21 protein-coding genes are annotated in these 18,815 nt (G+C 63.8%); 17 read left to right on the top strand and 4 right to left on the bottom strand.

What is annotated here, in order from left to right; genetic code table 11:
- Window positions 1-2: 2 nt before the first annotated feature.
- From oscA to R9B85_RS11375, 15 genes are all read left to right on the top strand, one after another.
- A complete protein-coding gene (oscA, locus tag R9B85_RS11445; protein ID WP_003258557.1) occupies window positions 3-185 on the top strand; it encodes a sulfur starvation response protein OscA in 183 nt (60 codons plus the stop codon).
- Window positions 186-233: 48 nt separating this feature from the next.
- A complete protein-coding gene (locus R9B85_RS11440; protein ID WP_112249794.1) occupies window positions 234-1,241 on the top strand; it encodes a sulfate ABC transporter substrate-binding protein in 1,008 nt (335 codons plus the stop codon).
- 100 nt (window positions 1,242-1,341) lie between these two features.
- Complete coding sequence (gene cysT, locus R9B85_RS11435) at window positions 1,342-2,160, top strand: sulfate ABC transporter permease subunit CysT (RefSeq protein ID WP_046613605.1); 819 nt, start codon at window positions 1,342-1,344, stop codon at window positions 2,158-2,160.
- Window positions 2,161-2,171: 11 nt separating this feature from the next.
- Complete coding sequence (gene cysW / locus R9B85_RS11430; protein ID WP_423771028.1) at window positions 2,172-3,041, top strand: sulfate ABC transporter permease subunit CysW; 870 nt, start codon at window positions 2,172-2,174, stop codon at window positions 3,039-3,041.
- A gap of 3 nt (window positions 3,042-3,044) precedes the next feature.
- Entirely contained in the window at window positions 3,045-4,034 is a 990-nt protein-coding gene (locus tag R9B85_RS11425; RefSeq protein WP_013974693.1) for a sulfate/molybdate ABC transporter ATP-binding protein, read from the top strand.
- A 402-nt stretch (window positions 4,035-4,436) separates the two neighbouring features.
- On the top strand, window positions 4,437-5,228 hold the full coding sequence (locus R9B85_RS11420; protein WP_025341026.1) for an energy transducer TonB: 792 nt from the start codon (window positions 4,437-4,439) through the stop codon (window positions 5,226-5,228).
- Between the two features lie 30 nt (window positions 5,229-5,258).
- Window positions 5,259-5,978: a MotA/TolQ/ExbB proton channel family protein gene (locus tag R9B85_RS11415; RefSeq protein ID WP_046613603.1), complete on the top strand. Its 720-nt coding sequence runs from the start codon at window positions 5,259-5,261 to the stop codon at window positions 5,976-5,978.
- Between the two features lies 1 nt (window position 5,979).
- Window positions 5,980-6,381, top strand: coding sequence for an ExbD/TolR family protein (locus R9B85_RS11410; protein ID WP_112249792.1), 402 nt, complete (start codon window positions 5,980-5,982; stop codon window positions 6,379-6,381).
- Window positions 6,382-6,652: 271 nt separating this feature from the next.
- On the top strand, window positions 6,653-7,234 hold the full coding sequence (locus R9B85_RS11405) for an alpha/beta hydrolase (protein ID WP_112249790.1): 582 nt from the start codon (window positions 6,653-6,655) through the stop codon (window positions 7,232-7,234).
- Between the two features lie 64 nt (window positions 7,235-7,298).
- Window positions 7,299-8,129, top strand: coding sequence for a sigma 54-interacting transcriptional regulator (locus tag R9B85_RS11400; RefSeq protein WP_112249788.1), 831 nt, complete (start codon window positions 7,299-7,301; stop codon window positions 8,127-8,129).
- 174 nt (window positions 8,130-8,303) lie between these two features.
- Window positions 8,304-9,089: a MetQ/NlpA family ABC transporter substrate-binding protein gene (locus tag R9B85_RS11395; protein WP_085621614.1), complete on the top strand. Its 786-nt coding sequence runs from the start codon at window positions 8,304-8,306 to the stop codon at window positions 9,087-9,089.
- A gap of 303 nt (window positions 9,090-9,392) precedes the next feature.
- Complete coding sequence (locus tag R9B85_RS11390) at window positions 9,393-10,058, top strand: amino acid ABC transporter permease (RefSeq protein ID WP_112249939.1); 666 nt, start codon at window positions 9,393-9,395, stop codon at window positions 10,056-10,058.
- Window positions 10,039-10,698 (top strand): amino acid ABC transporter permease, encoded by a 660-nt coding sequence (locus R9B85_RS11385; protein WP_025341019.1) that lies wholly within the window; start codon window positions 10,039-10,041, stop codon window positions 10,696-10,698. The genes R9B85_RS11390 and R9B85_RS11385 overlap by 20 nt, the downstream gene beginning before the upstream one ends.
- The gene (locus R9B85_RS11380) at window positions 10,695-11,468 is read left to right on the top strand and encodes an amino acid ABC transporter ATP-binding protein (protein ID WP_112249780.1); all 774 of its coding nucleotides are present in this window, start codon (window positions 10,695-10,697) and stop codon (window positions 11,466-11,468) included. Before R9B85_RS11385 ends, R9B85_RS11380 begins: the two co-directional genes overlap by 4 nt.
- Entirely contained in the window at window positions 11,465-12,337 is an 873-nt protein-coding gene (locus R9B85_RS11375) for a transporter substrate-binding domain-containing protein (protein WP_112249779.1), read from the top strand. The genes R9B85_RS11380 and R9B85_RS11375 overlap by 4 nt, the downstream gene beginning before the upstream one ends.
- A gap of 129 nt (window positions 12,338-12,466) precedes the next feature.
- Here R9B85_RS11375 and R9B85_RS11370 read toward each other — a convergent pair whose 3' ends face one another.
- Both R9B85_RS11370 and R9B85_RS11365 read right to left on the bottom strand, forming a co-directional pair.
- The gene (locus R9B85_RS11370; protein ID WP_112249777.1) at window positions 12,467-13,285 is read right to left on the bottom strand and encodes an alpha/beta fold hydrolase; all 819 of its coding nucleotides are present in this window, start codon (window positions 13,283-13,285) and stop codon (window positions 12,467-12,469) included.
- A 65-nt stretch (window positions 13,286-13,350) separates the two neighbouring features.
- A complete protein-coding gene (locus R9B85_RS11365) occupies window positions 13,351-15,714 on the bottom strand; it encodes a penicillin acylase family protein (RefSeq protein ID WP_423771027.1) in 2,364 nt (787 codons plus the stop codon).
- Between the two features lie 87 nt (window positions 15,715-15,801).
- Between R9B85_RS11365 and R9B85_RS11360 the strand changes: the two genes are divergently transcribed.
- The gene (locus R9B85_RS11360; RefSeq protein WP_112249773.1) at window positions 15,802-16,368 is read left to right on the top strand and encodes a sugar O-acetyltransferase; all 567 of its coding nucleotides are present in this window, start codon (window positions 15,802-15,804) and stop codon (window positions 16,366-16,368) included.
- On the opposite strand, the gene R9B85_RS11355 is transcribed toward R9B85_RS11360, so the two are convergent.
- Window positions 16,347-16,916: a DUF6436 domain-containing protein gene (locus tag R9B85_RS11355; protein WP_112249771.1), complete on the bottom strand. Its 570-nt coding sequence runs from the start codon at window positions 16,914-16,916 to the stop codon at window positions 16,347-16,349. The genes R9B85_RS11360 and R9B85_RS11355 overlap by 22 nt on opposite strands.
- Before the next feature lie 217 nt (window positions 16,917-17,133).
- Between R9B85_RS11355 and R9B85_RS11350 the strand changes: the two genes are divergently transcribed.
- A complete protein-coding gene (locus R9B85_RS11350) occupies window positions 17,134-18,060 on the top strand; it encodes an alpha/beta hydrolase (protein ID WP_112249769.1) in 927 nt (308 codons plus the stop codon).
- Here the strand turns inward: R9B85_RS11350 and R9B85_RS11345 are convergent, their stop codons facing one another.
- Complete coding sequence (locus tag R9B85_RS11345) at window positions 18,061-18,813, bottom strand: DUF2059 domain-containing protein (RefSeq protein WP_112249767.1); 753 nt, start codon at window positions 18,811-18,813, stop codon at window positions 18,061-18,063.
- Window positions 18,814-18,815 lie beyond the last annotated feature (2 nt).

The following is an 18,815-nucleotide window of genomic DNA, read 5'->3' as shown; positions in this document are numbered from 1 at the left end:
GCATGAGTGCATCTCTGCGTAGCATCGACGGTCAGGACGAAGCCACCATTCTGCGTGAAATCCAGAGCGCCCTGCGCGACCTGCGATTCGGTGCGGTGGAGATCACCGTGCACAACGCTCAGGTCGTGCAGATCGAGCGCAAGGAGAAGTTCCGCCTGCAGCAGCCCGGCAACAAGACCGGCTGATCGCACCACCCATCCAAAACTAGAAAAATGCCAATCGGGAGCTTCACCATGTCCATCCGCCGTTATGCGCTCGCCGCCCTGGCCAGTGCTGTTTTTGCCGGTTCCGCCATCGCCAAGGACTACGAACTGCTGAACGTGTCCTACGACCCGACCCGCGAGCTGTACCAGCAGTACAACGCCGAGTTCATCAAGCACTGGCAGCAGGCCCACCCGGGCGACAAGGTGAAGATCCAGCAATCCCACGGTGGTTCGGGCAAGCAGGCTCGTGCGGTGATCGACGGCCTGCGTGCCGATGTGGTGACCCTGGCCCTGGCCGGCGACATCGATGAAGTCGCCAAGCTCGGCAAGACCCTGCCGGACAACTGGCAGACCCGCCTGCCGGATGCCAGCACCCCGTACACCTCGACCATCGTGTTCCTGGTACGCAAGGGCAACCCGAAAGGCATCAAGGACTGGGGCGACCTGATCAAGAAGGACGTATCGGTCATCACCCCCAACCCGAAAACCTCCGGTGGCGCCCGTTGGAACTTCCTGGCTGCCTGGGCCTACGGCCTGAAAACCGGGGGTAGCGAAGACAAGGCCAAAGCATACGTGCAGGAGCTGTTCAAGCACGTACCAGTGCTGGATACCGGCGCCCGTGGCTCGACCATCACCTTCGTCAACAACGGCCAGGGCGATGTGCTGCTGGCCTGGGAAAACGAAGCCTTCCTGGCGCTGAAGGAAGACGGTGGTGCCGACAAGTTCGAAATCGTCGTGCCGTCGCTGTCGATCCTCGCCGAGCCGCCGGTGGCCGTTGTGGACAAGAACGCCGAGAAGAAGGGCAATACCGAGATTGCCGGCGAATACCTCAAGCACCTGTACAGCCCGGCCGGGCAGAAGATTGCCGCCGAGAATTTCTACCGCCCTCGTGACGCGAAGGTCGCTGCCGAGTTTGGCAAGCAGTTCCCGAAACTGGAACTGGTAACCATCGACAAGGACTTCGGTGGCTGGAAAACTGCACAACCTAAATTCTTCAACGATGGCGGTGTGTTCGACCAGATCTATCAGGCACAGTAAACGCCAAGGAAAAGCGGGGCTGCGCAGCAGCCCCAGGATTCAGAAGCTAGCACCGGCCCGGGATATGTCCCGGGTTTCGTGCGTTCAACCAGGGATATTTATGTCACGCCGCATTTCCCCCGTCATACCCGGCTTCGGGCTGACGCTGGGCTACACCTTGGTGTACCTCAGCCTGATCGTGCTGATACCGCTGGCCGCCATGTTCGTGCATGCCGCGCAGCTGACCTGGGAGCAGTTCTGGAACGTCATCAGTGCGCCGCGGGTGATCGCCGCGCTCAAGCTGAGTTTCGGCACCGCTCTGTTCGCCGCCATCATCAACGGTGTGATCGGCACCCTGCTGGCCTGGGTGCTGGTGCGCTACACCTTCCCCGGGCGCAAGATCATCGATGCGATGATCGACCTGCCGTTCGCCCTGCCCACGGCCGTAGCCGGTATCGCCCTGACCGCCCTGTACGCGCCCTCGGGCTGGGTCGGCCAGTTCGCCACCGACCTGGGCTTCAAGATCGCCTACACCCCGCTGGGCATTACCCTGGCGCTGACCTTCGTCACCCTGCCCTTCGTGGTGCGCACGGTGCAGCCGGTACTGGCCGATATCCCGCGTGAAGTGGAAGAGGCCGCCGCCTGCCTGGGGGCCAAGCCGCTGCAGGTGTTCCGCCACGTGCTGGCGCCAGCGCTGCTGCCTGCCTGGCTGACAGGCTTTGCCCTGGCCTTCGCCCGTGGCGTGGGCGAGTATGGTTCGGTGATCTTCATTGCCGGCAACATGCCGATGAAGACCGAGATCCTGCCACTGTTGATCATGGTCAAGCTCGACCAGTACGACTACACCGGCGCGACCGCCATCGGCGTGCTGATGCTGGTGGTTTCCTTCATCCTGCTGCTGCTGATCAACCTGCTGCAGCGCCGCATCGAAACCCCTTGAAGGAGGCCGGCATGTCCAGTTCATCCCTGAATGCAACCGCCGCCGCCAACGCCCGCCGGGGCAGTGCCACTTCGCGGCGTATCCTGATCGGCCTTGGCTGGCTGGTGTTCGCGCTGTTCCTGCTGCTGCCACTGGTGATCGTGGTATCGCAGGCGCTGAAGAATGGCTTTGGCACCTTCTTCGAGGCGATCTTCGAGCCTGACGCGTTGTCGGCGCTGAAGCTGACCCTGCTCGCCGTGGTCATTTCGGTGCCGCTGAACTTGGTGTTCGGCGTCAGCGCCGCCTGGTGCGTGAGCAAGTACACCTTCCGTGGCAAGAGTATCCTGGTCACCCTGATCGACCTGCCGTTCTCGGTGTCGCCGGTGATCGCCGGCCTGGTCTACGTGCTGATGTTCGGCGCGCAAGGCCTGTTCGGGCCGTGGCTGCAGGACCACGATATCCAGATCGTGTTCGCCCTGCCGGGCATCGTCCTGGCCACCATATTCGTCACCGTACCGTTCGTGGCCCGTGAGCTGATCCCGCTGATGCAGGAGCAGGGCACGCAGGAAGAGGAGGCCGCGCGCCTGCTCGGCGCCAATGGCTGGCAGATGTTCTGGCACGTGACCCTGCCGAACATCAAATGGGGCCTGATCTACGGCGTGGTGCTGTGCACCGCGCGGGCCATGGGCGAGTTTGGCGCGGTGTCGGTGGTGTCTGGCCACATTCGCGGCGTGACCAACACCTTGCCGCTGCACGTGGAGATCCTCTACAACGAGTACAACCACGTCGCGGCCTTCAGCGTGGCCAGCCTGCTGCTGATCCTGGCGCTCTTCATCCTGCTGCTCAAGCAGTGGAGCGAGAACCGTATTAACCGCCTGCGCCACAGCGCCGCGGAGGAATGATTCATGTCGATCGAAGTTCGTAACGTCAGCAAGCGCTTCAACAGCTTCCAGGCCCTGGACAACATCAACCTGGACATCAACAGCGGCGAGCTGGTGGCCCTGCTTGGCCCGTCCGGCTGCGGCAAGACCACGTTGCTGCGCATCATTGCCGGCCTGGAAACCCCGGACCAAGGCAATATCGTGTTCCATGGCGAAGACGTTTCCGGCCATGACGTGCGCGACCGCAACGTCGGTTTCGTGTTCCAGCACTACGCGTTGTTCCGCCACATGAGCGTGTTCGACAACGTCGCTTTCGGCCTGCGCATGAAGCCCAAGGGCGAGCGCCCGAGCGAGAGCAAGATTGCCGAGAAGGTGCATGAGCTGCTGAACATGGTGCAGCTGGACTGGTTGTCCGACCGCTACCCCGAGCAGTTGTCCGGCGGCCAGCGCCAGCGTATCGCCCTGGCCCGTGCGCTTGCGGTGGAGCCCAAGGTGCTGCTGCTGGATGAGCCTTTCGGTGCACTGGATGCCAAAGTGCGCAAGGAACTGCGCCGCTGGCTGGCGCGCTTGCACGAGGACATCAACCTGACATCGGTGTTCGTTACCCACGACCAGGAAGAGGCCATGGAGGTGGCTGACCGCATCGTGGTGATGAACAAGGGCGTGATCGAGCAGATCGGCTCGCCGGGCGAGGTGTACGAGCACCCGGCCAACGATTTCGTCTATCACTTCCTAGGTGATTCCAACCGTCTTGCCCTGAGCGAAGGGCATCATGTGCTGTTCCGCCCGCACGAAGTGTCGCTGTCGCGGCATGAGACCGAAGGGCACCATGCGGCCGAGGTGCGGGACATCCGGCCGTTGGGCGCGACCACGCGGGTGACCTTGAAGGTGGAAGGGCAGAGCGAGCTGATCGAGGCCGAGGTGGTCAAGGACCATGACAGCCTGACCGGGTTGGCGCGGGGAGAGACATTGTTCTTCCGGCCGAAGGTTTGGCAGAAGGTGGCGGATATCTGAGTCGCCTTTGATGATGAAAAAGCCCGGGGTTGGTCCCGGGCTTTTTTATGCCTGATGGATTGCCGGGGCTGCTTTGCAGCCCATCGCGACACAAGGCCGCTCCTACAGGGGATCGCGTAATGCCTGGGCTTGCGCGGTCCATGTGGGAGCGGCCTTGCGTCGCGATCGAGGGCGCAGCCCTCGCGGCAATCTCATGCCGTGCACGAATATTTTGCATGCCCGCAATGCATCGTCTTAAGGCCCTAAAGCCACAGGCCGCGAATTCCGCGGCTTCGCCACAATCCCTCAAAAAACATATTCATTAAAGTTATAACGATAATTTTAAACATTACTTTAAGAGATAAGCCCCTGCCCCCGATGATTCAGCCACACACCTGAATCGAGACCCCAGGAGTTTGATCAATGGGTAATGTCCAGTCGGCCGTCAGGGCCTACGACCAGCCATGGCGCCCAGCCCCGGGCGACCTGGTCGACCTTGGACGCACGCTTCGCCTCCCGCTTGGCCAGCTGCGCCTGCAACGCACGCCCGTCAGCGGGCTCAAGCGCCGCGACAAGCTGGTGTTGGGCCTGCTAGTGCTGGCCCTGCATGGCGCTGCAGCGTACTGGGTGAGCCAGGCACCAACACCCGAGCTGCCGGTGGTGCCACCGCAGGTACCGCCGATGACCATCGAGTTCGCTGCGCCGGCACCGCCTGTGGTCGAACCACCGCCCCCAGCCCCGGCACCGCCGGTGGTCCAGCCGCCACCACCGCCGGTGGTCGACGAACTGGCGGCCAAGCCCAAACCCAAGCCAAAGCCCGTGCCCAAGCCGGTGGTCAAGCAACAGCCCAAACCCCAGCCCAAGCCGGTCGAAGCCCCGCCGCCAGCCCCTGTGGCCGCCCCAGCCCCGCCTGCGCCACCCGCGCCGGCCCCAGTCACCCCGGCGTCGGCCAACGCGGCGTACCTGAAGAACCCGGCGCCGGAGTACCCGCAGATGGCCCAGCGCCGCGGTTGGGAAGGCACCGTGCTGCTGCGCGTCGAGGTGCTGCCCAGCGGCAAGCCCGGGCAGATCCAGATCCAGAAGAGCAGCGGCCGCGATGCCCTCGACGCCGCCGCACTGGCTGCGGTCAAGCGCTGGAGCTTCGTGCCTGCCAAGCAGGGCGATGTGGCCCAGACCGGCTGGGTCAGCGTGCCGATCGATTTCAAGCTTCGCTAACTTTTTCGCAGAACACAGGAAGACATCATCATGAGCCTGCTGGCATCCCCTCTCGAATCCGTTGAAAGCGCAGTCATCTGGCTGCTGGTCGGTTTTTCTGTCGTCACCTGGGGCCTGGCCCTGGTCAAGGTCGTGCAGTTCGTGCGGCTGAAGAACCAGGACAAGCGCTTCCACCAGCAATTCTGGGCCGCCTCGAGCCTGGACTCGGCTGCCGAGCCCAGCCACGAACTGCCTGGGCCGGCCGCCCGCGTTGCCCAGGCCGGTTACGCCGCCATCGCCGTCGGTGACAGCCAGGCCAATGACCTGAGCCACGCCATCAATCACCAGGACAGGCTGGAACGTGCCCTGCGCCAGCAGATCGTGCGTGAGCGCCGCTCGCTGGAAACCGGCTTGGCAGTGGTCGCCAGTATCGGCAGCACCTCGCCCTTCATCGGCCTGTTCGGCACCGTGTGGGGCATCATGGAAGCGCTCAAGGGCATCAGCGCAGCCGGCTCCGCCAGCCTGGAAACCGTGGCCGGGCCGATTGGCGCGGCACTGGTCGCCACTGGCGTGGGTATCGCCGTCGCGGTGCCGGCAGTGCTGGTCTACAACTACTTCCTGCGCCGCCTCAAGCTCACCGCCGCCGACCTCGATGACTTCGCCCACGACTTCTACAGCCTGGCGCAGAAGAGTGCCTTCCGCGTGCTGGTGCACCCGGCCGTGCACAGGCCCCAGGCCGGTTTTACCCAGCCGGTGAAGGAGGCGTCCTGACATGGCCTTTTCGACCCAGGACAGCGACGAAGTCCTCAGTGAAATCAACGTCACGCCGTTGGTGGACGTCATGCTGGTGCTGCTGGTGGTGTTCATCGTCACCGCGCCGCTGTTGACCAACGCCATCCCCATCAACCTGCCCAAGACCGAGGCCGTGGCCCCGGTGGAGCAGAAGGACCCGCTGGTGGTCAGCATCGATGGTGACGGCAAGTTGTTCATCAACAAGGACGAGATCCAGCCCGACCTGCTGGAAACCAGCCTCAAGACTGCCAAGGACAAGGACGCGGACGTGCGCGTACAGCTGCAGGCCGATGACGGCGTGAACTACGGCGAAGTGGCGCGGGCCATGGCGGCCATCGAACGTGCGGGGATCAGCAAGCTGGCGGTGATTACCGCGCGCTGAACCCGGCAACCCTCTTCAGGCAAGTGCTTATGGGCCATATCTCTTGGCAGGGGATGGCCCTTTTTTTGCCAGGATTTCATGGCTATCAATGCCCCTGTGGGAGCGGGTTCACCCGCGAATGCGATGTAGGCATCACCGACGCATTCGCGGGTAAACCCGCTCCCACAGAAATCGCATTTTGGTTATTAATAAATAGCTTCTTATTCCTTTACTGATATAACTCCCTCCCTATACTTGTCTCCAAGCACGCAAACTCACTGGAGGCGTCCCCATGCGCAATGAGTCGATTCGTTACCTGATTGTGCCGGGCTGGCAAGGATCGCCAGACAACCATTGGCAAAGTCACTGGCAGCGCACCCTGCCCAACAGTGCCCGGGTCGAGCAGCACGACTGGCTGACCCCGCAACGCCAGGACTGGGTGCAGGCACTGGAGCAGGCGATCGTCGCCGAGCGCTCGCCGGTGATTCTGATTGCCCATAGCCTGGGCTGCATAACTGTCGCGCATTGGGCCGCGCAAGCCAGCCCGGCCCTGCTGCGGCGGGTACGTGGCGCGCTGCTGGTGGCACCCGCTGACGTAGAACGGCCGACCTGCGCGCCGGCGCTGCGCAACTTCGCGCCGATCCCGACCGCAGTACTGCCATTCCCCAGCCAGGTGGTCAGCTCGGACAACGACCCGGCCGTGAGCGTGCCGAGGGCACTGTACCTGGCCCAGGCCTGGGGGGCCGAAGCAGGGCTGCTGACCAACGCCGGGCACATCAACGTCAAGTCCGGCCATGAGCGCTGGGAACAAGGTTTCGCCTACCTGTATCGCTTGCAGAGCCGGGTCGAGCAGCGCGCACTGCGCCGTGCCTGATCGCCCTTACTGTTTACCGTTTGCCTGACGCCCGGCCACCGCAGGCCTGGGGCGGGAGTTCGTCATGACTTTTCAAAACCCCTTTGGCCAGCCGTTGCTGACCTTCCCCGAGCTGGACAAGAGCCCGCTGAGCATCCGCGCCAAGGCGCTGGTGTTCATCGACCCGCGTTCGCAGCAGTTGCGCGCAGAGCTGGAGCACCTGGCGCCGCAACCCGTGCCGGTGCTGATCCGTGGCGAAACCGGCACCGGCAAGGAGCTGCTGGCCCGGCAGATCCACCGCGCCAGCGACCGCAGCGGGCTGTTCGTGTCGGTCAACTGCGCGGGCATCAGCCCCACCTACGCCGATGCCGAGCTGTTCGGCTACAGCGCCGGCAGCCAGGGCGGCACAGCCAGCAGCCGCGCCGGCTGGTTCGGTTCGGCCAACGGCGGCACGTTGTACCTGGACGAGATCGCCGACTTGCCGCTGGCCATCCAGGGCAAGCTGCTGGCCGCGCTGGAAAACCGCGAGGTTACCCGGGTGGGCGCGCAGCAGCCGCAACCGGTGGACGTACGCCTGGTGGCCGCTACCAGCATCGACCTGGCGCGTGTGGTGCGTGCAGGGCGCTTCAACGAGCGCCTGTACCAGTACCTGCGCGAGGGGGCGCTGGAGCTGCCGCCGCTGCGCGAGCGGCCCGGCGATATCCTGCCGTTGGCCGAGTACTTCGTGGGCATCTACAGCGTGCGTCTGCAACGGCCTGTGCCGCTGGTGAGCGAGGCGGCGCAGCAGGTGCTGGAAGCACACCCCTGGCCCGGCAACACCCGTGAACTGGAGAACGTCATCCACTTCGCCTTGCTGGTGAATGATGGCGAAGAGATCCTGGCTGAGGACCTCGATCTGGCCAACCCCGCGCGCTAGACACCGCTCATAAGCAAAGTGGCTGATGGCAGTTTGTTTTTGGAATAAGCAGCTAAATAAAAGATATTGTTACGGAATAAAAAATCTCGGTATTGTCGCCCCACGCCCGCTGGTGAACCGGTTGGGCACCCGATTCGCCATCGTCGATGGCCCAGAACCAGAACAAGGACCACCATGAAGAAGACCCTGCTGACCACTGCCCTGGCCGCTGCCCTGTCGTTCGCCGGCCTGGCTACCGCCGCCGAAAAACTGGTGGTTGCTGCCACCCCGGTACCGCACGCCGAAATCCTCGAACTGATCAAGCCGACCCTGGCCAAGGAAGGTGTGGACCTGCAGATCAAGGTCTTCACCGATTACGTGCAGCCGAACGTGCAGGTTGACCAGAAGCGCCTGGACGCCAACTACTTCCAGACCCTGCCGTACCTGCAGAACTTCAACGAAGGCAAGGGCACCCACCTGGATACCGTGATCGGCGTGCATGTCGAACCCTTCGGTGGTTACTCGAAGAAGGTCAAGAGCCTGAGCGAGCTGAAAGAAGGCGCCACCGTTGCCATCCCTAACGAGGGCAGCAACAGCGGCCGCGCCCTGCTGCTGTTGCAGAAGGCTGGCCTGATCACCCTGAAGGATCCGAAGAACGCCCTGGCCACCCCCAAGGACATTGCCGAGAACCCGAAGAAGCTGAAGTTCCGCGAGCTTGAGTCGGCCATGCTGCCGCGCGTGCTGGATCAGGTCGACCTGGACATGATCAACACCAACTACGCCCTGGAAGCCGGCCTGAACCCGGCCAAGGACGCGCTGGTGATCGAAGGCAGCGACTCGCCATACGTGAACTTCCTGGTCGCCCGCCCGGACAACAAGGACAGCGAAGCCATCCAGAAACTGGCCAAGGCCCTGACCAGCCCGGAAGTGAAGGAATTCATCGCCAAGAAGTACCAAGGTGCGGTGCTGCCGGCGTTCTGATGCGCTTGCATTACCTGGCATGACCCAACGCCGACACTCTAGTGTCGGCGTTTTTGTTCGGGGGCATAGTTACCTGTGGGAGCGGGTTTACCCGCGAACACGGGCGAAGCCCGTGCCAGCCACCGCGTTGCGTGCTTCGCGGGTAAACCCGCTCCCACAAGGTTCTGCGTGCGCCGCCAATATATGCCTCCAGCGCGGAACTCTCAGTGATATGTATATGCAATAAAGATATTTATTAAAAAGTTTTTAGATCATTAGAGTCTAGCTATCGTGCCCACGCGCACTCTGCAGACCTGCTTCACCATGACCCTCGACATCGCATTCATCCTCGGCACGCTGCCCGCCTTCCTCAAGGCCGTGGGCGTGACCCTGCAGGTCGGCCTGATCGCCATCGCCATCTCGCTGCTGGTCGCCCTGGTCAATGCCACGCTGCTGGTATTGCGCACCCCATACCTGTGGCGCCTGGTAAAAGCCTACGTGGAGCTGGCCCGCAACACGCCGCTGCTGATCCAGCTGTTCTTCGTCTACTTCGCCTTGCCCAGCCTGGGCCTGAAGATTTCCGGCTTTGCCGCAGCGATCATCACCATGACCTTCATGGGCGGTGCCTATCTCACCGAGGTGCTGCGTGCCGGCATCGAAGCCGTGCCCCGTGCCCAGTTGGAATCCGGGCGTTCCATCGGCCTGTCCGAAGGCCAGCTGCTGCGCCACGTGGTGTTGCCCCAGGCCGGCATCCTCAGCCTGCCGGCACTGTTCGCCAACTTCATCTTCCTGCTCAAGGAAACCACAGTGGTATCGGCGGTGGCCGTGCCGGAAATTCTCTACACCACCAAGAACTACATCGCGCTGTACTACAAGACCTATGAAATGCTCACCGTGCTGACCCTGCTCTGCGTGCTGCTGTTCCTGCCGCTGTCGTTGCTGCTGCGTTATGTCGAAAGGAGGCTGCAACATGGCCAGCTCGGCGTCTGAGCTGCTACTGCAGGCATTGCCGCAGCTGGCTGGCGGCGCGGCGCAGACCCTGGCCATCTCTGCGCTGGGCATCCTCTTCGCGACGCTGGGCGGTGTGCTCTATGGCGTGCTGGCAACCTTGGGCAACCGGGCCTTGAACATTGCCTTGCAGGTGTACCTGGAGCTGTTCCGTGCCATCCCGGTGCTGGTCTGGCTGTACCTGGTGTTCTTCGGCCTGCCGATCTTCCTGGCCTTGAGCATCCCCAGCTTCTGGTGCGCGGTGCTGGTGCTGGGCCTGTGGGGCGCCAGCGAGGTGGGCGAGGTGGTGCGAGGCGCGCTGCGTTCGCTGCCGCGCGGCCAACGCGAGGCGGGGTTGTCGATCGGCCTGGCCGGCTGGCAGCTGTATGGCTATGTGCTGTTGCCACAGGCGCTCAAACGCATGACCCCGCCGACCATCAACATCTACACGCGGATCATCAAGACTAGCTCGCTGGCGGTGCTGATCGGCGTGGTCGAGGTGATCAAGGCCGGCCAGCAGATCATCGAACGCACCTACGAGTCGGTGCTGATCTACGGCGCCTTGTTCCTGTTCTTCTTCATCGTCTGCTATCCGCTGTCCGCCGCTTCACGCGTGCTGGAACGCCGCTGGGCCCACTCATGAGCGCATTGATCGAATTCCAGGGTTTCAACAAGTTCTTTGGCGAGCACCAGGTGCTCAAGGACGTCGACCTCCAGGTGGCGGCCGGCGAGGTGGTGGTCATTCTCGGCCCCAGCGGCTGTGGCAAAAGCACGCTGCTGCGCTGCCTCAACGGCCTGGAGCAGGCCCACAGCGGCCACCTGCGCCTGGCCGGGCAGGAACTGCTCGATTCACGCACCGATTGGCGCGAAGTCCGCCAGCGGGTCGGCATGGTGTTCCAGAGCTATCACCTGTTCGGTCACATGAGCGTGATCGACAACCTGCTGCTTGGCCCGCTCAAGGTGCAAAAGCGCGAGCGCGCCGAAGCCCAGGCCCAGGCCGAGGCGCTGCTGGCGCGGGTCGGCCTGCTGGACAAGCGCGACGCCTTTCCCCGGCAATTGTCCGGGGGCCAGCAACAGCGCATCGCCATCGTGCGTTCGCTGTGCATGAACCCCGAGGTAATGCTGTTCGACGAGGTTACCGCAGCCCTCGACCCAGAAATGGTCAAGGAGGTGCTGCAGGTGATCCAGGGCCTGGCCCGCGACGGCATGACCTTGCTCATCGTTACCCACGAAATGGCCTTCGCTCGCGCGGTGGCCGACCGCATCGTGTTCATGGAGGCCGGCAGGATCCTTGAACAGGGCGACCCCGAGAGCTTCTTCACACGACCGCGGACCGCACGCGCGCAGCAGTTCCTGGAGAAATTCTCCTTCGTAGAAAGCCTGCCGAAGACATTGCACAAGGAACTGTCATGAAAACTGCCAACCTCACCAAACTGCTGGCGCCGTTGTTCGGCCTGGCCCTGCTGGCCGGCTGCAACAAGGCTGAAGAACCACCCAAGCCGGCGGCGGCCTCGCCGGCAACCAGCTACCTGGAGACCATCAAGGCCCGCGACAAGCTGATTGTCGGCGTGTTCACCGACAAGCCACCGTTCGGTTTCGTCGATGAGCAGGGCCGCTACGTGGGCTTTGATACCGATATCGGCCGGCGCCTGGCCAAGGATCTGCTAGGTGATGAAAACAAGGTCGAGTTCGTTGCCGTGGAGCCAGCCAGCCGTATCCCGTTCCTGCAGAGCGACAAGGTCGACCTGATCCTCGCCAACATGACCGTGACCCCGGAGCGCAAGGAGGCGGTGGACTTCACCAACCCCAACCTGCGCGTTGCCGTGCAGGCCATCGTCGCGGATGGCAGCCCGGTGCAGAAGCTCGAAGACCTGGCCGACAAGACCATCATCGTCACCACCGGCACTACCGCTGATATCTGGCTGACCAAGAACCACCCGGACTGGAAACTGCTCAAGTTCGAGAAGAACAGCGAGTCGCTGCAGGCGCTGGCCACCGGGCGTGGCGATGCCTATGCGCAGGACAACCTGATTCTGTTCAGCTGGGCCAAGCAGAACCCGGGGTACCGCGTGCTGCCTGAGCTGCTGGGTGACGAGGCACCGATTGCACCGGCGGTGAAGAAGGGCAACACCGAGCTGCGTGACTGGGTGAATGCCGAGCTGGCCAAGCTGGGGGAGGAGAAGTTTCTGCTGAAGCTGTATGACCAGTATGTGCGCAAGGAACTGAGCGATGACACCAAGCCGGAAAGCGTGATCGTGGAAGGGGGCAAGTGGCAGGGTTAGTCGGATAAATGAGGCCGTTGTGGGAGCGGGTTCACCCGCGAACACCGGCGAAGCCGGTGCCATGCACCGCGTTGCCTGCTTCGCGGGTGAACCCGCTCCCACAAGGGCTGCAAAGCAGCTCCGGCAATCTCACTGGTTACGCGGCAGCCAGTTCAACAGGAACTCATTCACCACCGGCGGGTTCTCCAGGCTAGAGATATGCCCCGCAAACGGAATCTGCGCCGCCAGGCAACCAATGATCCGCGCCATTTCATTGGACTCTTTCGGCGGCCGCGGAATGTCCTGGTCGCCGCACATCAGGATGGTTCTCTCGCTTGCCAGCTGCTTGAGTTGCTCCAGCAGGTCGCGTCGTCCGAAGATTATCCGCCCCATGGGGTCAAGGCTCTCGCGAATGATTTTCGCAGTGCTTGCCTTTAGCTGGGCACGAAACCGCTCGCGGATTTCCGGCACCGTCTCGACGGTTGGGTGGAAAAAAATAGGCACGATGATGTCAAGCAGCGGGTCGGTGAATTCGCCGGCCTCGCTCGCTTGATCCAGCAAGGCAAAGTATTTGAGCCGGGTTTCCTCCGGCTCGGCGCCCAGGTAAGTGTCCATGAGCACCAGGCGGTCAATTCGTTCAGGGTGGGCAGCAGCCAGCGGTGCACCCCACATACCGCCTACCGATAGCCCGACCAGGTGGCATTTGGGAATGTCCAGGGCGTCCAGCAACGCCAGATGCTGGCGGACCAGGCTGTCCATGTCGATGGTCGTGGCAGGCGGAGCATCGGAGCGGCCGTGGCCCCACAGCTCGGGGACGATGACGCGGAAATGTTGCGACAGGGCGTCGATCTGCGGCTGCCACATCTCGGCGTCCCACAGATAGCTGTGGCCGAGCAGGACCGGGAAGCCTTGGCCCTGGTCGATGTAGCTCATGCGGGCGCCGTCGATTTCGATGAATTGTCTTTGCATGGGGTGGGTCTCGGTTTGGAGTGTTGTAGGGATTCGAAATTGTCGGGGGCTGCATGGCAGCCCCTTTACTGAGCTGGCACCAGACGCAAGGTACTCTGCGCCGGAATCACCCCCATCTGCGCCTTCTGGTACTGCCCCTGCACATACCCTTCGGCCTGGTCCGCATAATGCCGGTCGAACGGCACGCCACTCTGCCCGACCGGGTTGCTGGTCAGCGCTTGCCCGGCATCGGCAAAGTCGACCAGCCGCCGCGTCGACGGCCCATAGGTCACCGGCCATGGCGCCGGGCCGATCTTCGCCGAGAGGTTGTTCGGCACTTCATGAGTGCCCGGCGCGGCGAACGGGCCGACGTTGAATAGCAGGTTCAGCGGCTTTTTAACCCCCAGCGGGTGGTTGTGGGTCAAGGTATGCGCCTTGCCCCACTGCCAGCTGGCCGGGTCACTGCCAAAGGTCTCGCGCAGGTGCTTCAGGCTGTTCTGCCAGGCCGTGCGCACCACGAGGGTACGGTCGGTACGCTGGTTGCCTCCGCGGGTATTCCACCACGGCGAATCGGCATCCGCCGCCAGGCGCGGCAGGGCGGCGTCGATGGCGCGGGTGCTGATCAGCACCGGGAACCAGGTGTCGCCCAGTTCGTCATGCAGGGCCGCGAATGCCAGCTCGTAGAGGAACTGGTTGAAAAGCGTGGCGCTGGTCGAGTCGAGCGGGTAATCGCCGCCCCAGGCTGCCAGTTGCTCGACCAGCTCCTTCTCTTCGTCACCTTCGGCCACTGCGCGTAGTGTTGCCAGCAGCGGCGCAAGGGTGCGTGGGCCATGGTCGCTGGCAGTGTCCAGTTGTAGCGCCTGGCTGTTCTGGGTATCCCACTTCACATCGGGGTTGGCCAGGTGGCGGTCGAGCTGGCGGCCTCGGTCCGGCAGGTTGTAGTAACCGGGTATCGGCACCGCCGCCGGAGGCTGGTAATTGGCAGAGACGATGTAACCGCTCGCCGGGTTTTCCTGGTGCGGGTTGACGCTGAAGGGATAGAAGCCGAGCTTGTCCGCCTGCGTACTGGCACCGTCGAGGATGAACGCGGGTTCGACGCCGTCGGGGCGGATCGGCAACTGCGCCGCTGCCCACCAGCCGATATCGCCAAGGGCATTGGCCCACACCAGGTTGAGCCCCGGCGCATGCACCTTGGCCGCAGCCTCGCGCATCTTGCCCAGCGTATCGGCGCGGTTGAGCTGGTAGAAACCGTCGAGGATCGGGTTTTCGGTTTCCAGAAACGCCCACCACATGGCGATGGGCGTAGGCCCGGCAGTGGCGCCCAGCACATCGTTGATGATCGGGCCATGGGGCGAGCGGCGCAGGCTGAGGGTGACCGGTGCTTCGCCTTTGACGGCAATCTGTTGCTCGGTCTTTTCCAGCGCCTGCCATTTGCCATCGACCATCACCTGGTTGGCGTCGGCCGGGTTGGTGCGCTCGGCGATCAGGTCGACGTCGTCGTTCTGGAACATGGTCAGGCTCCAGCCGAAATCGCGGTTGTGGCCGAGCAGGGCGAACGGGTTCAGCGCCTGGAAGTAGCCATACAGGTTGAAGCCCGGCGCCGACAGCTCGGCCTCGTACCACACAGCCGGCACCGCGAAGCCGATGTGCGGGTCGCCGGCCAGCAGCGGCCTGCCACTGCGGGTGTGGCTGCCGGCCACGGCCCAGGCGTTGCTGCCCTCGAATTGCGGGATGCCCGCATCGCCCAGTGCATCATGGCTGAGGCGGGCGAGGGCCTGCAGGCCTTGCCAGTCGGCAGCGGCCAGCGGTGTACCCAAGGCGCCCTCGGGCTGCCAGGCCAGATCGAAGATGTTCAGGTACTCAGGGCCCAGCTGGTCGCGGATGTAGGTGAGCGCGGGCTCGGTCCGGAACGCGGCGGCAAAGCTGTAGGCCAGGTAGCCGGCGATGCTCAGGGTGTCTTCGGCGCTGAACGGGCGCGGGGGGATGCCGAGCAGGTCGAACTCCATGGGCTTGGGGTGGCTGGCCTGCCAGCTGTTCACCCCGTCGAGGTAGGCCTGCAGGGCTTGCCAGGCGGGTGACTGGTGGTCCTGACGCTTGGCCATCAGTGCTGCCTGTTCGCGAATGCGCAGGCTGCGGAACAGGGTGTCGGTGGGCAGCAGCTTGTCGCCCAGCACCTCGGCCAGCTCGCCTCGGGCCAGGCGGCGCAGGATCTCCATCTGGAACAGCCGGTCCTGGGCATGCACGTAGCCGAGGGCACGGTACAGGTCGGGCTCGTTCTGCGCCTGCAGGTGCGGCACGCCGCGGGCATCGTAGCGCACGCTGACCGGCGCCTGCAGGCCGGCGATGGCGACCTCGCCCTCGCGTTGCGGCAGCTTGCCCTGCACGTACCAGTATCCGGCGCCGGCGGCCGCGGCAACCACCACGGCCAACAGGGTCAGGCTGCGCTTCATGCAGGCTCCTTGTGCGTTCAAGCGAAAAATGTGGTCCGATGATCGGCGGATTCGCGAACAGAGCATAGCCCCCAGGAAGGAGTTTCCATGTCCCTCAGCGAAAAACAGAAAATGCTTACAGGCCAGCTCTATCACGCTGGCTGCCCCGAGCTGCAGGCCGAGCAGATCACCAACAAGCACTGGATGCACCGTTACAACAGCAGTGTCGAACTGCTCAACGACGCACGTCATGGGCTTCTGGTCGAGCACTTTGGCCAGGTCGGCGAAGGCGCGGTGATCCGCCCGCCGTTCTATTGCGACTATGGCTATAACATCAGCGTCGGCCGCAACACCTTCATGAACTTCAACTGCGTGATCCTCGATGTGCTGCCGGTGCGTATCGGTGATGACTGCCAGATCGGCCCCAACGTGCAGATCTATACCGCCGACCACCCGCTCGACCCCGAGGTGCGCCGCACAGGGCTGGAGAGCGGTCGGCCGGTGACCATCGGCAACAACGTGTGGATCGGCGGTGCGGCGATCATCCTGCCGGGGGTGATCATTGGCGACAACGCCGTGGTGGGGGCTGGCAGTGTGGTCACCCGTGATGTGCCGGCAGGCGCGGTGGTGGTGGGCAACCCTGCTCGGGTGCGTCAGCCGGCCCAGGGGCAGTAGCAGCCCACCGCCAGGGTATTGGAGGCATTCACCTGGCGGCCGTCGAGTAGTGCCTTGAGGATCGGCTCGATGAAGCTGTTGCTGGCATTGCACACCGTGCCTTCGCTGTAGGGGCCGAAATAGGCCAGGCGACCCTGCCGGTCCCAGATGGCCACGGCTGGGGAGGCGGGCAGCTGCTCGCTGCCGGGCAGGCTGGCGAGCGGCTTGAGGGCAGTGAGGTTCGCGGGCAGCTGGCCATGGCTGCCAGGCTTTTGCAGCACGTGGAAGGTCACGCCCTGGCTGGCGAACTGGCTGACCAGTTCACCTAGGTGCTGCTGGTTGCCGACGTTGCACGGGCAGGCCGGGTCCCAGAAGTGCACCACGCGGATCGGGCCTGGTCCGGCCAGTTCGGAGGGCAGTTGCAGTTGGCTGCCGTCGAACAGCGTTGTCTGGTTGTCGAACGGGCGCAGGTAGCGGGCCTGGAAGGTGGTGTAGGCCTGCCAGAGGGTGACGGCGCCGACCAGGAGGGCGATTGCCGTGCACAGCTGTTTGATGGTCCGAGTCTTCATGAATTTCCCGCGGCCCCTGTAGGAGCGGCCTTGTGTCGCGAAAGGGGTGCGAAGCGCCCCCAAGATGTGTGCATCAAGCTGATATTGCTGGGGCCGCTTTGCGGCCCTATCGCGACACAAGGCCGCTCCTACAAGTTCGAAGGTGAGCAAGCTTGCCACGACGCCAGCCAGAGCTGAATATCCCAGATCAATACTTGCTTCGCTGTGGATGTACCCGATGCCCGCTGCCTTTCACCCTGACCTCCTGCGCACCAGTCTGGCGCCGTTCACCGTTCGCCAGCCGTTGTCGGCCCAGGCGCAGGACTACCAGCGCTTCTATGGCCTGAACCTGTCGGCCAACAGTTGGCTGGGCGGCTTCCAGGCCGCAGGCTTCGAGCTGGTCGGGCAAGCCTGGCTACCCGACCAGCCGAGCGCGACGCTGTTCCTGCTGCACGGTTATTACGACCATATGGGCCTCTACCGGCATGTGATCGATTGGGCGCTCAAACAGGGTTTCGCCGTGATCAGCTGCGATCTGCCCGGCCACGGTCTGTCCAGCGGCGAGCGGGCCAGCATCAGTGATTTCGCGCTGTACCAGCAGGTGCTGGAGGCGTTGTTCGAGCAGGCGCGCACGCTGCAATTGCCGCGCCCCTGGCACCTGTGCGGGCAAAGCACCGGTGGCGCCATCGCCGTGGACCACCTGCTGCACCAGGGCGCGCGCAGCCCCATCGATGGCCAGGTCATCCTGTTGGCGCCGCTGGTGCGGCCCTGCGCCTGGCGCTGGTCGAAGCTGAGCTATCGCGTGTTGCGTCACTTCGTGAACGGCATCGAGCGGCGCTTCAGCGAGAACACCAATGACCCGACCTTCCTGCCGTTCCTCGAAGCCGACCCGCTGCAACCGCGCCGCCTGCCGACGGCCTGGGTGGGTGCCTTGATTGCCTGGGTCAAACGCATCGAGGCCGCGCCGCGCAGCACGCGGCGGCCGTTGATCGTGCAAGGAGAAGCGGATGGCACGGTGGACTGGCCGTACAACCTCGAAGTGCTCAAGGCCAAGTTTGCCGAGCCGCAGATTCTGATGCTGCCCGAGGCCCGTCACCACCTGGCCAACGAGCTGCCGGGCATTCGGCAGCGCTACTTCGACTTCATCGACCAGCGCCTGGGCTGATCACTTCAGGTCGCTGCTGCTCTGGCCAACCGCCAGGCCTGCGCGTACTGCGGCCAGGGCGGCCTGGTAGTAAGCCTTGCCGTCTGGCGACTCGGCAAAGGTGGCGAACTCTTCCAGCTCGGCGTCGGACAGGTCACGGTAGACATACAGCAACGTGTTGTTGAGGTCTTCGCCGATCTGGCTCATCAAACGCTGGCGCTGACCATCGAGCAGGCCCTGGGCCTGGCCGCCGCCGAACAGGCCGGGGATCATCGAGCTGAGGCTGTCGGCGGCCACGCCGGCGATGGCCAGGCTCACTTCGGCGCCGGCTTCGCGCGCTGGCAGGGCCTGGGCCAGGTGCCCGATTATCAGCAGGCGATCATCGCTGGCCTGAATCTTCGGCAAGCCCTTGGCATTCCTGGCCAGCTCGTCCTTGCGTGTGGCCTTGAGCTCGGCAGCCACAACCTTGCGCCCCAGCGGCGACCGGAAGAAGGCCAGCGCCGGTGCCGGGTTGGCCAAGGTTGCGCGCAGCTGCGCCTGGGCGCGACGGTCCACCGCCTGGGCCTGGAAGCGCTGGTTGCTGTTGTTTACCAGTGCCTGGTACACGGCGGGTGGCAAACTGTTGCGGTAGCGCTCCTGGGCGGCGGTCAGGGCATCATTGAAATGGGCGCGCTGGTCGGGCCAGCCGGCGGCCTTGTACAGTTGATCCAGGTTGTCTGCCCAGACAGGCACGGTGCAGATCATCAGCAGAATCAGGGAAAACAGACGGCGCATTC

It is taken from the genome of Pseudomonas sp. NLJ1, assembly GCF_049486705.1.
Lineage (GTDB): Bacteria > Pseudomonadota > Gammaproteobacteria > Pseudomonadales > Pseudomonadaceae > Aquipseudomonas > Aquipseudomonas inefficax.
The sequence above is the reverse complement of the archived record's forward strand: the minus strand, read 5'-3'. Positions and strand labels throughout refer to the sequence as shown.

Coding starts and splice junctions, on each gene's coding strand:
- oscA (WP_003258557.1), top strand. CDS start 3: ATGAGTGCATCTCTGCGTAGCATCGACGGTCAGGACGAAGCCACCATT.
- R9B85_RS11440 (WP_112249794.1), top strand. CDS start 234: ATGTCCATCCGCCGTTATGCGCTCGCCGCCCTGGCCAGTGCTGTTTTT.
- cysT (WP_046613605.1), top strand. CDS start 1,342: ATGTCACGCCGCATTTCCCCCGTCATACCCGGCTTCGGGCTGACGCTG.
- cysW (WP_423771028.1), top strand. CDS start 2,172: ATGTCCAGTTCATCCCTGAATGCAACCGCCGCCGCCAACGCCCGCCGG.
- R9B85_RS11425 (WP_013974693.1), top strand. CDS start 3,045: ATGTCGATCGAAGTTCGTAACGTCAGCAAGCGCTTCAACAGCTTCCAG.
- R9B85_RS11420 (WP_025341026.1), top strand. CDS start 4,437: ATGGGTAATGTCCAGTCGGCCGTCAGGGCCTACGACCAGCCATGGCGC.
- R9B85_RS11415 (WP_046613603.1), top strand. CDS start 5,259: ATGAGCCTGCTGGCATCCCCTCTCGAATCCGTTGAAAGCGCAGTCATC.
- R9B85_RS11410 (WP_112249792.1), top strand. CDS start 5,980: ATGGCCTTTTCGACCCAGGACAGCGACGAAGTCCTCAGTGAAATCAAC.
- R9B85_RS11405 (WP_112249790.1), top strand. CDS start 6,653: ATGCGCAATGAGTCGATTCGTTACCTGATTGTGCCGGGCTGGCAAGGA.
- R9B85_RS11400 (WP_112249788.1), top strand. CDS start 7,299: ATGACTTTTCAAAACCCCTTTGGCCAGCCGTTGCTGACCTTCCCCGAG.
- R9B85_RS11395 (WP_085621614.1), top strand. CDS start 8,304: ATGAAGAAGACCCTGCTGACCACTGCCCTGGCCGCTGCCCTGTCGTTC.
- R9B85_RS11390 (WP_112249939.1), top strand. CDS start 9,393: ATGACCCTCGACATCGCATTCATCCTCGGCACGCTGCCCGCCTTCCTC.
- R9B85_RS11385 (WP_025341019.1), top strand. CDS start 10,039: ATGGCCAGCTCGGCGTCTGAGCTGCTACTGCAGGCATTGCCGCAGCTG.
- R9B85_RS11380 (WP_112249780.1), top strand. CDS start 10,695: ATGAGCGCATTGATCGAATTCCAGGGTTTCAACAAGTTCTTTGGCGAG.
- R9B85_RS11375 (WP_112249779.1), top strand. CDS start 11,465: ATGAAAACTGCCAACCTCACCAAACTGCTGGCGCCGTTGTTCGGCCTG.
- R9B85_RS11370 (WP_112249777.1), bottom strand. CDS start 13,285: ATGCAAAGACAATTCATCGAAATCGACGGCGCCCGCATGAGCTACATC.
- R9B85_RS11365 (WP_423771027.1), bottom strand. CDS start 15,714: ATGAAGCGCAGCCTGACCCTGTTGGCCGTGGTGGTTGCCGCGGCCGCC.
- R9B85_RS11360 (WP_112249773.1), top strand. CDS start 15,802: ATGTCCCTCAGCGAAAAACAGAAAATGCTTACAGGCCAGCTCTATCAC.
- R9B85_RS11355 (WP_112249771.1), bottom strand. CDS start 16,916: ATGAAGACTCGGACCATCAAACAGCTGTGCACGGCAATCGCCCTCCTG.
- R9B85_RS11350 (WP_112249769.1), top strand. CDS start 17,134: ATGCCCGCTGCCTTTCACCCTGACCTCCTGCGCACCAGTCTGGCGCCG.
- R9B85_RS11345 (WP_112249767.1), bottom strand. CDS start 18,813: ATGCGCCGTCTGTTTTCCCTGATTCTGCTGATGATCTGCACCGTGCCT.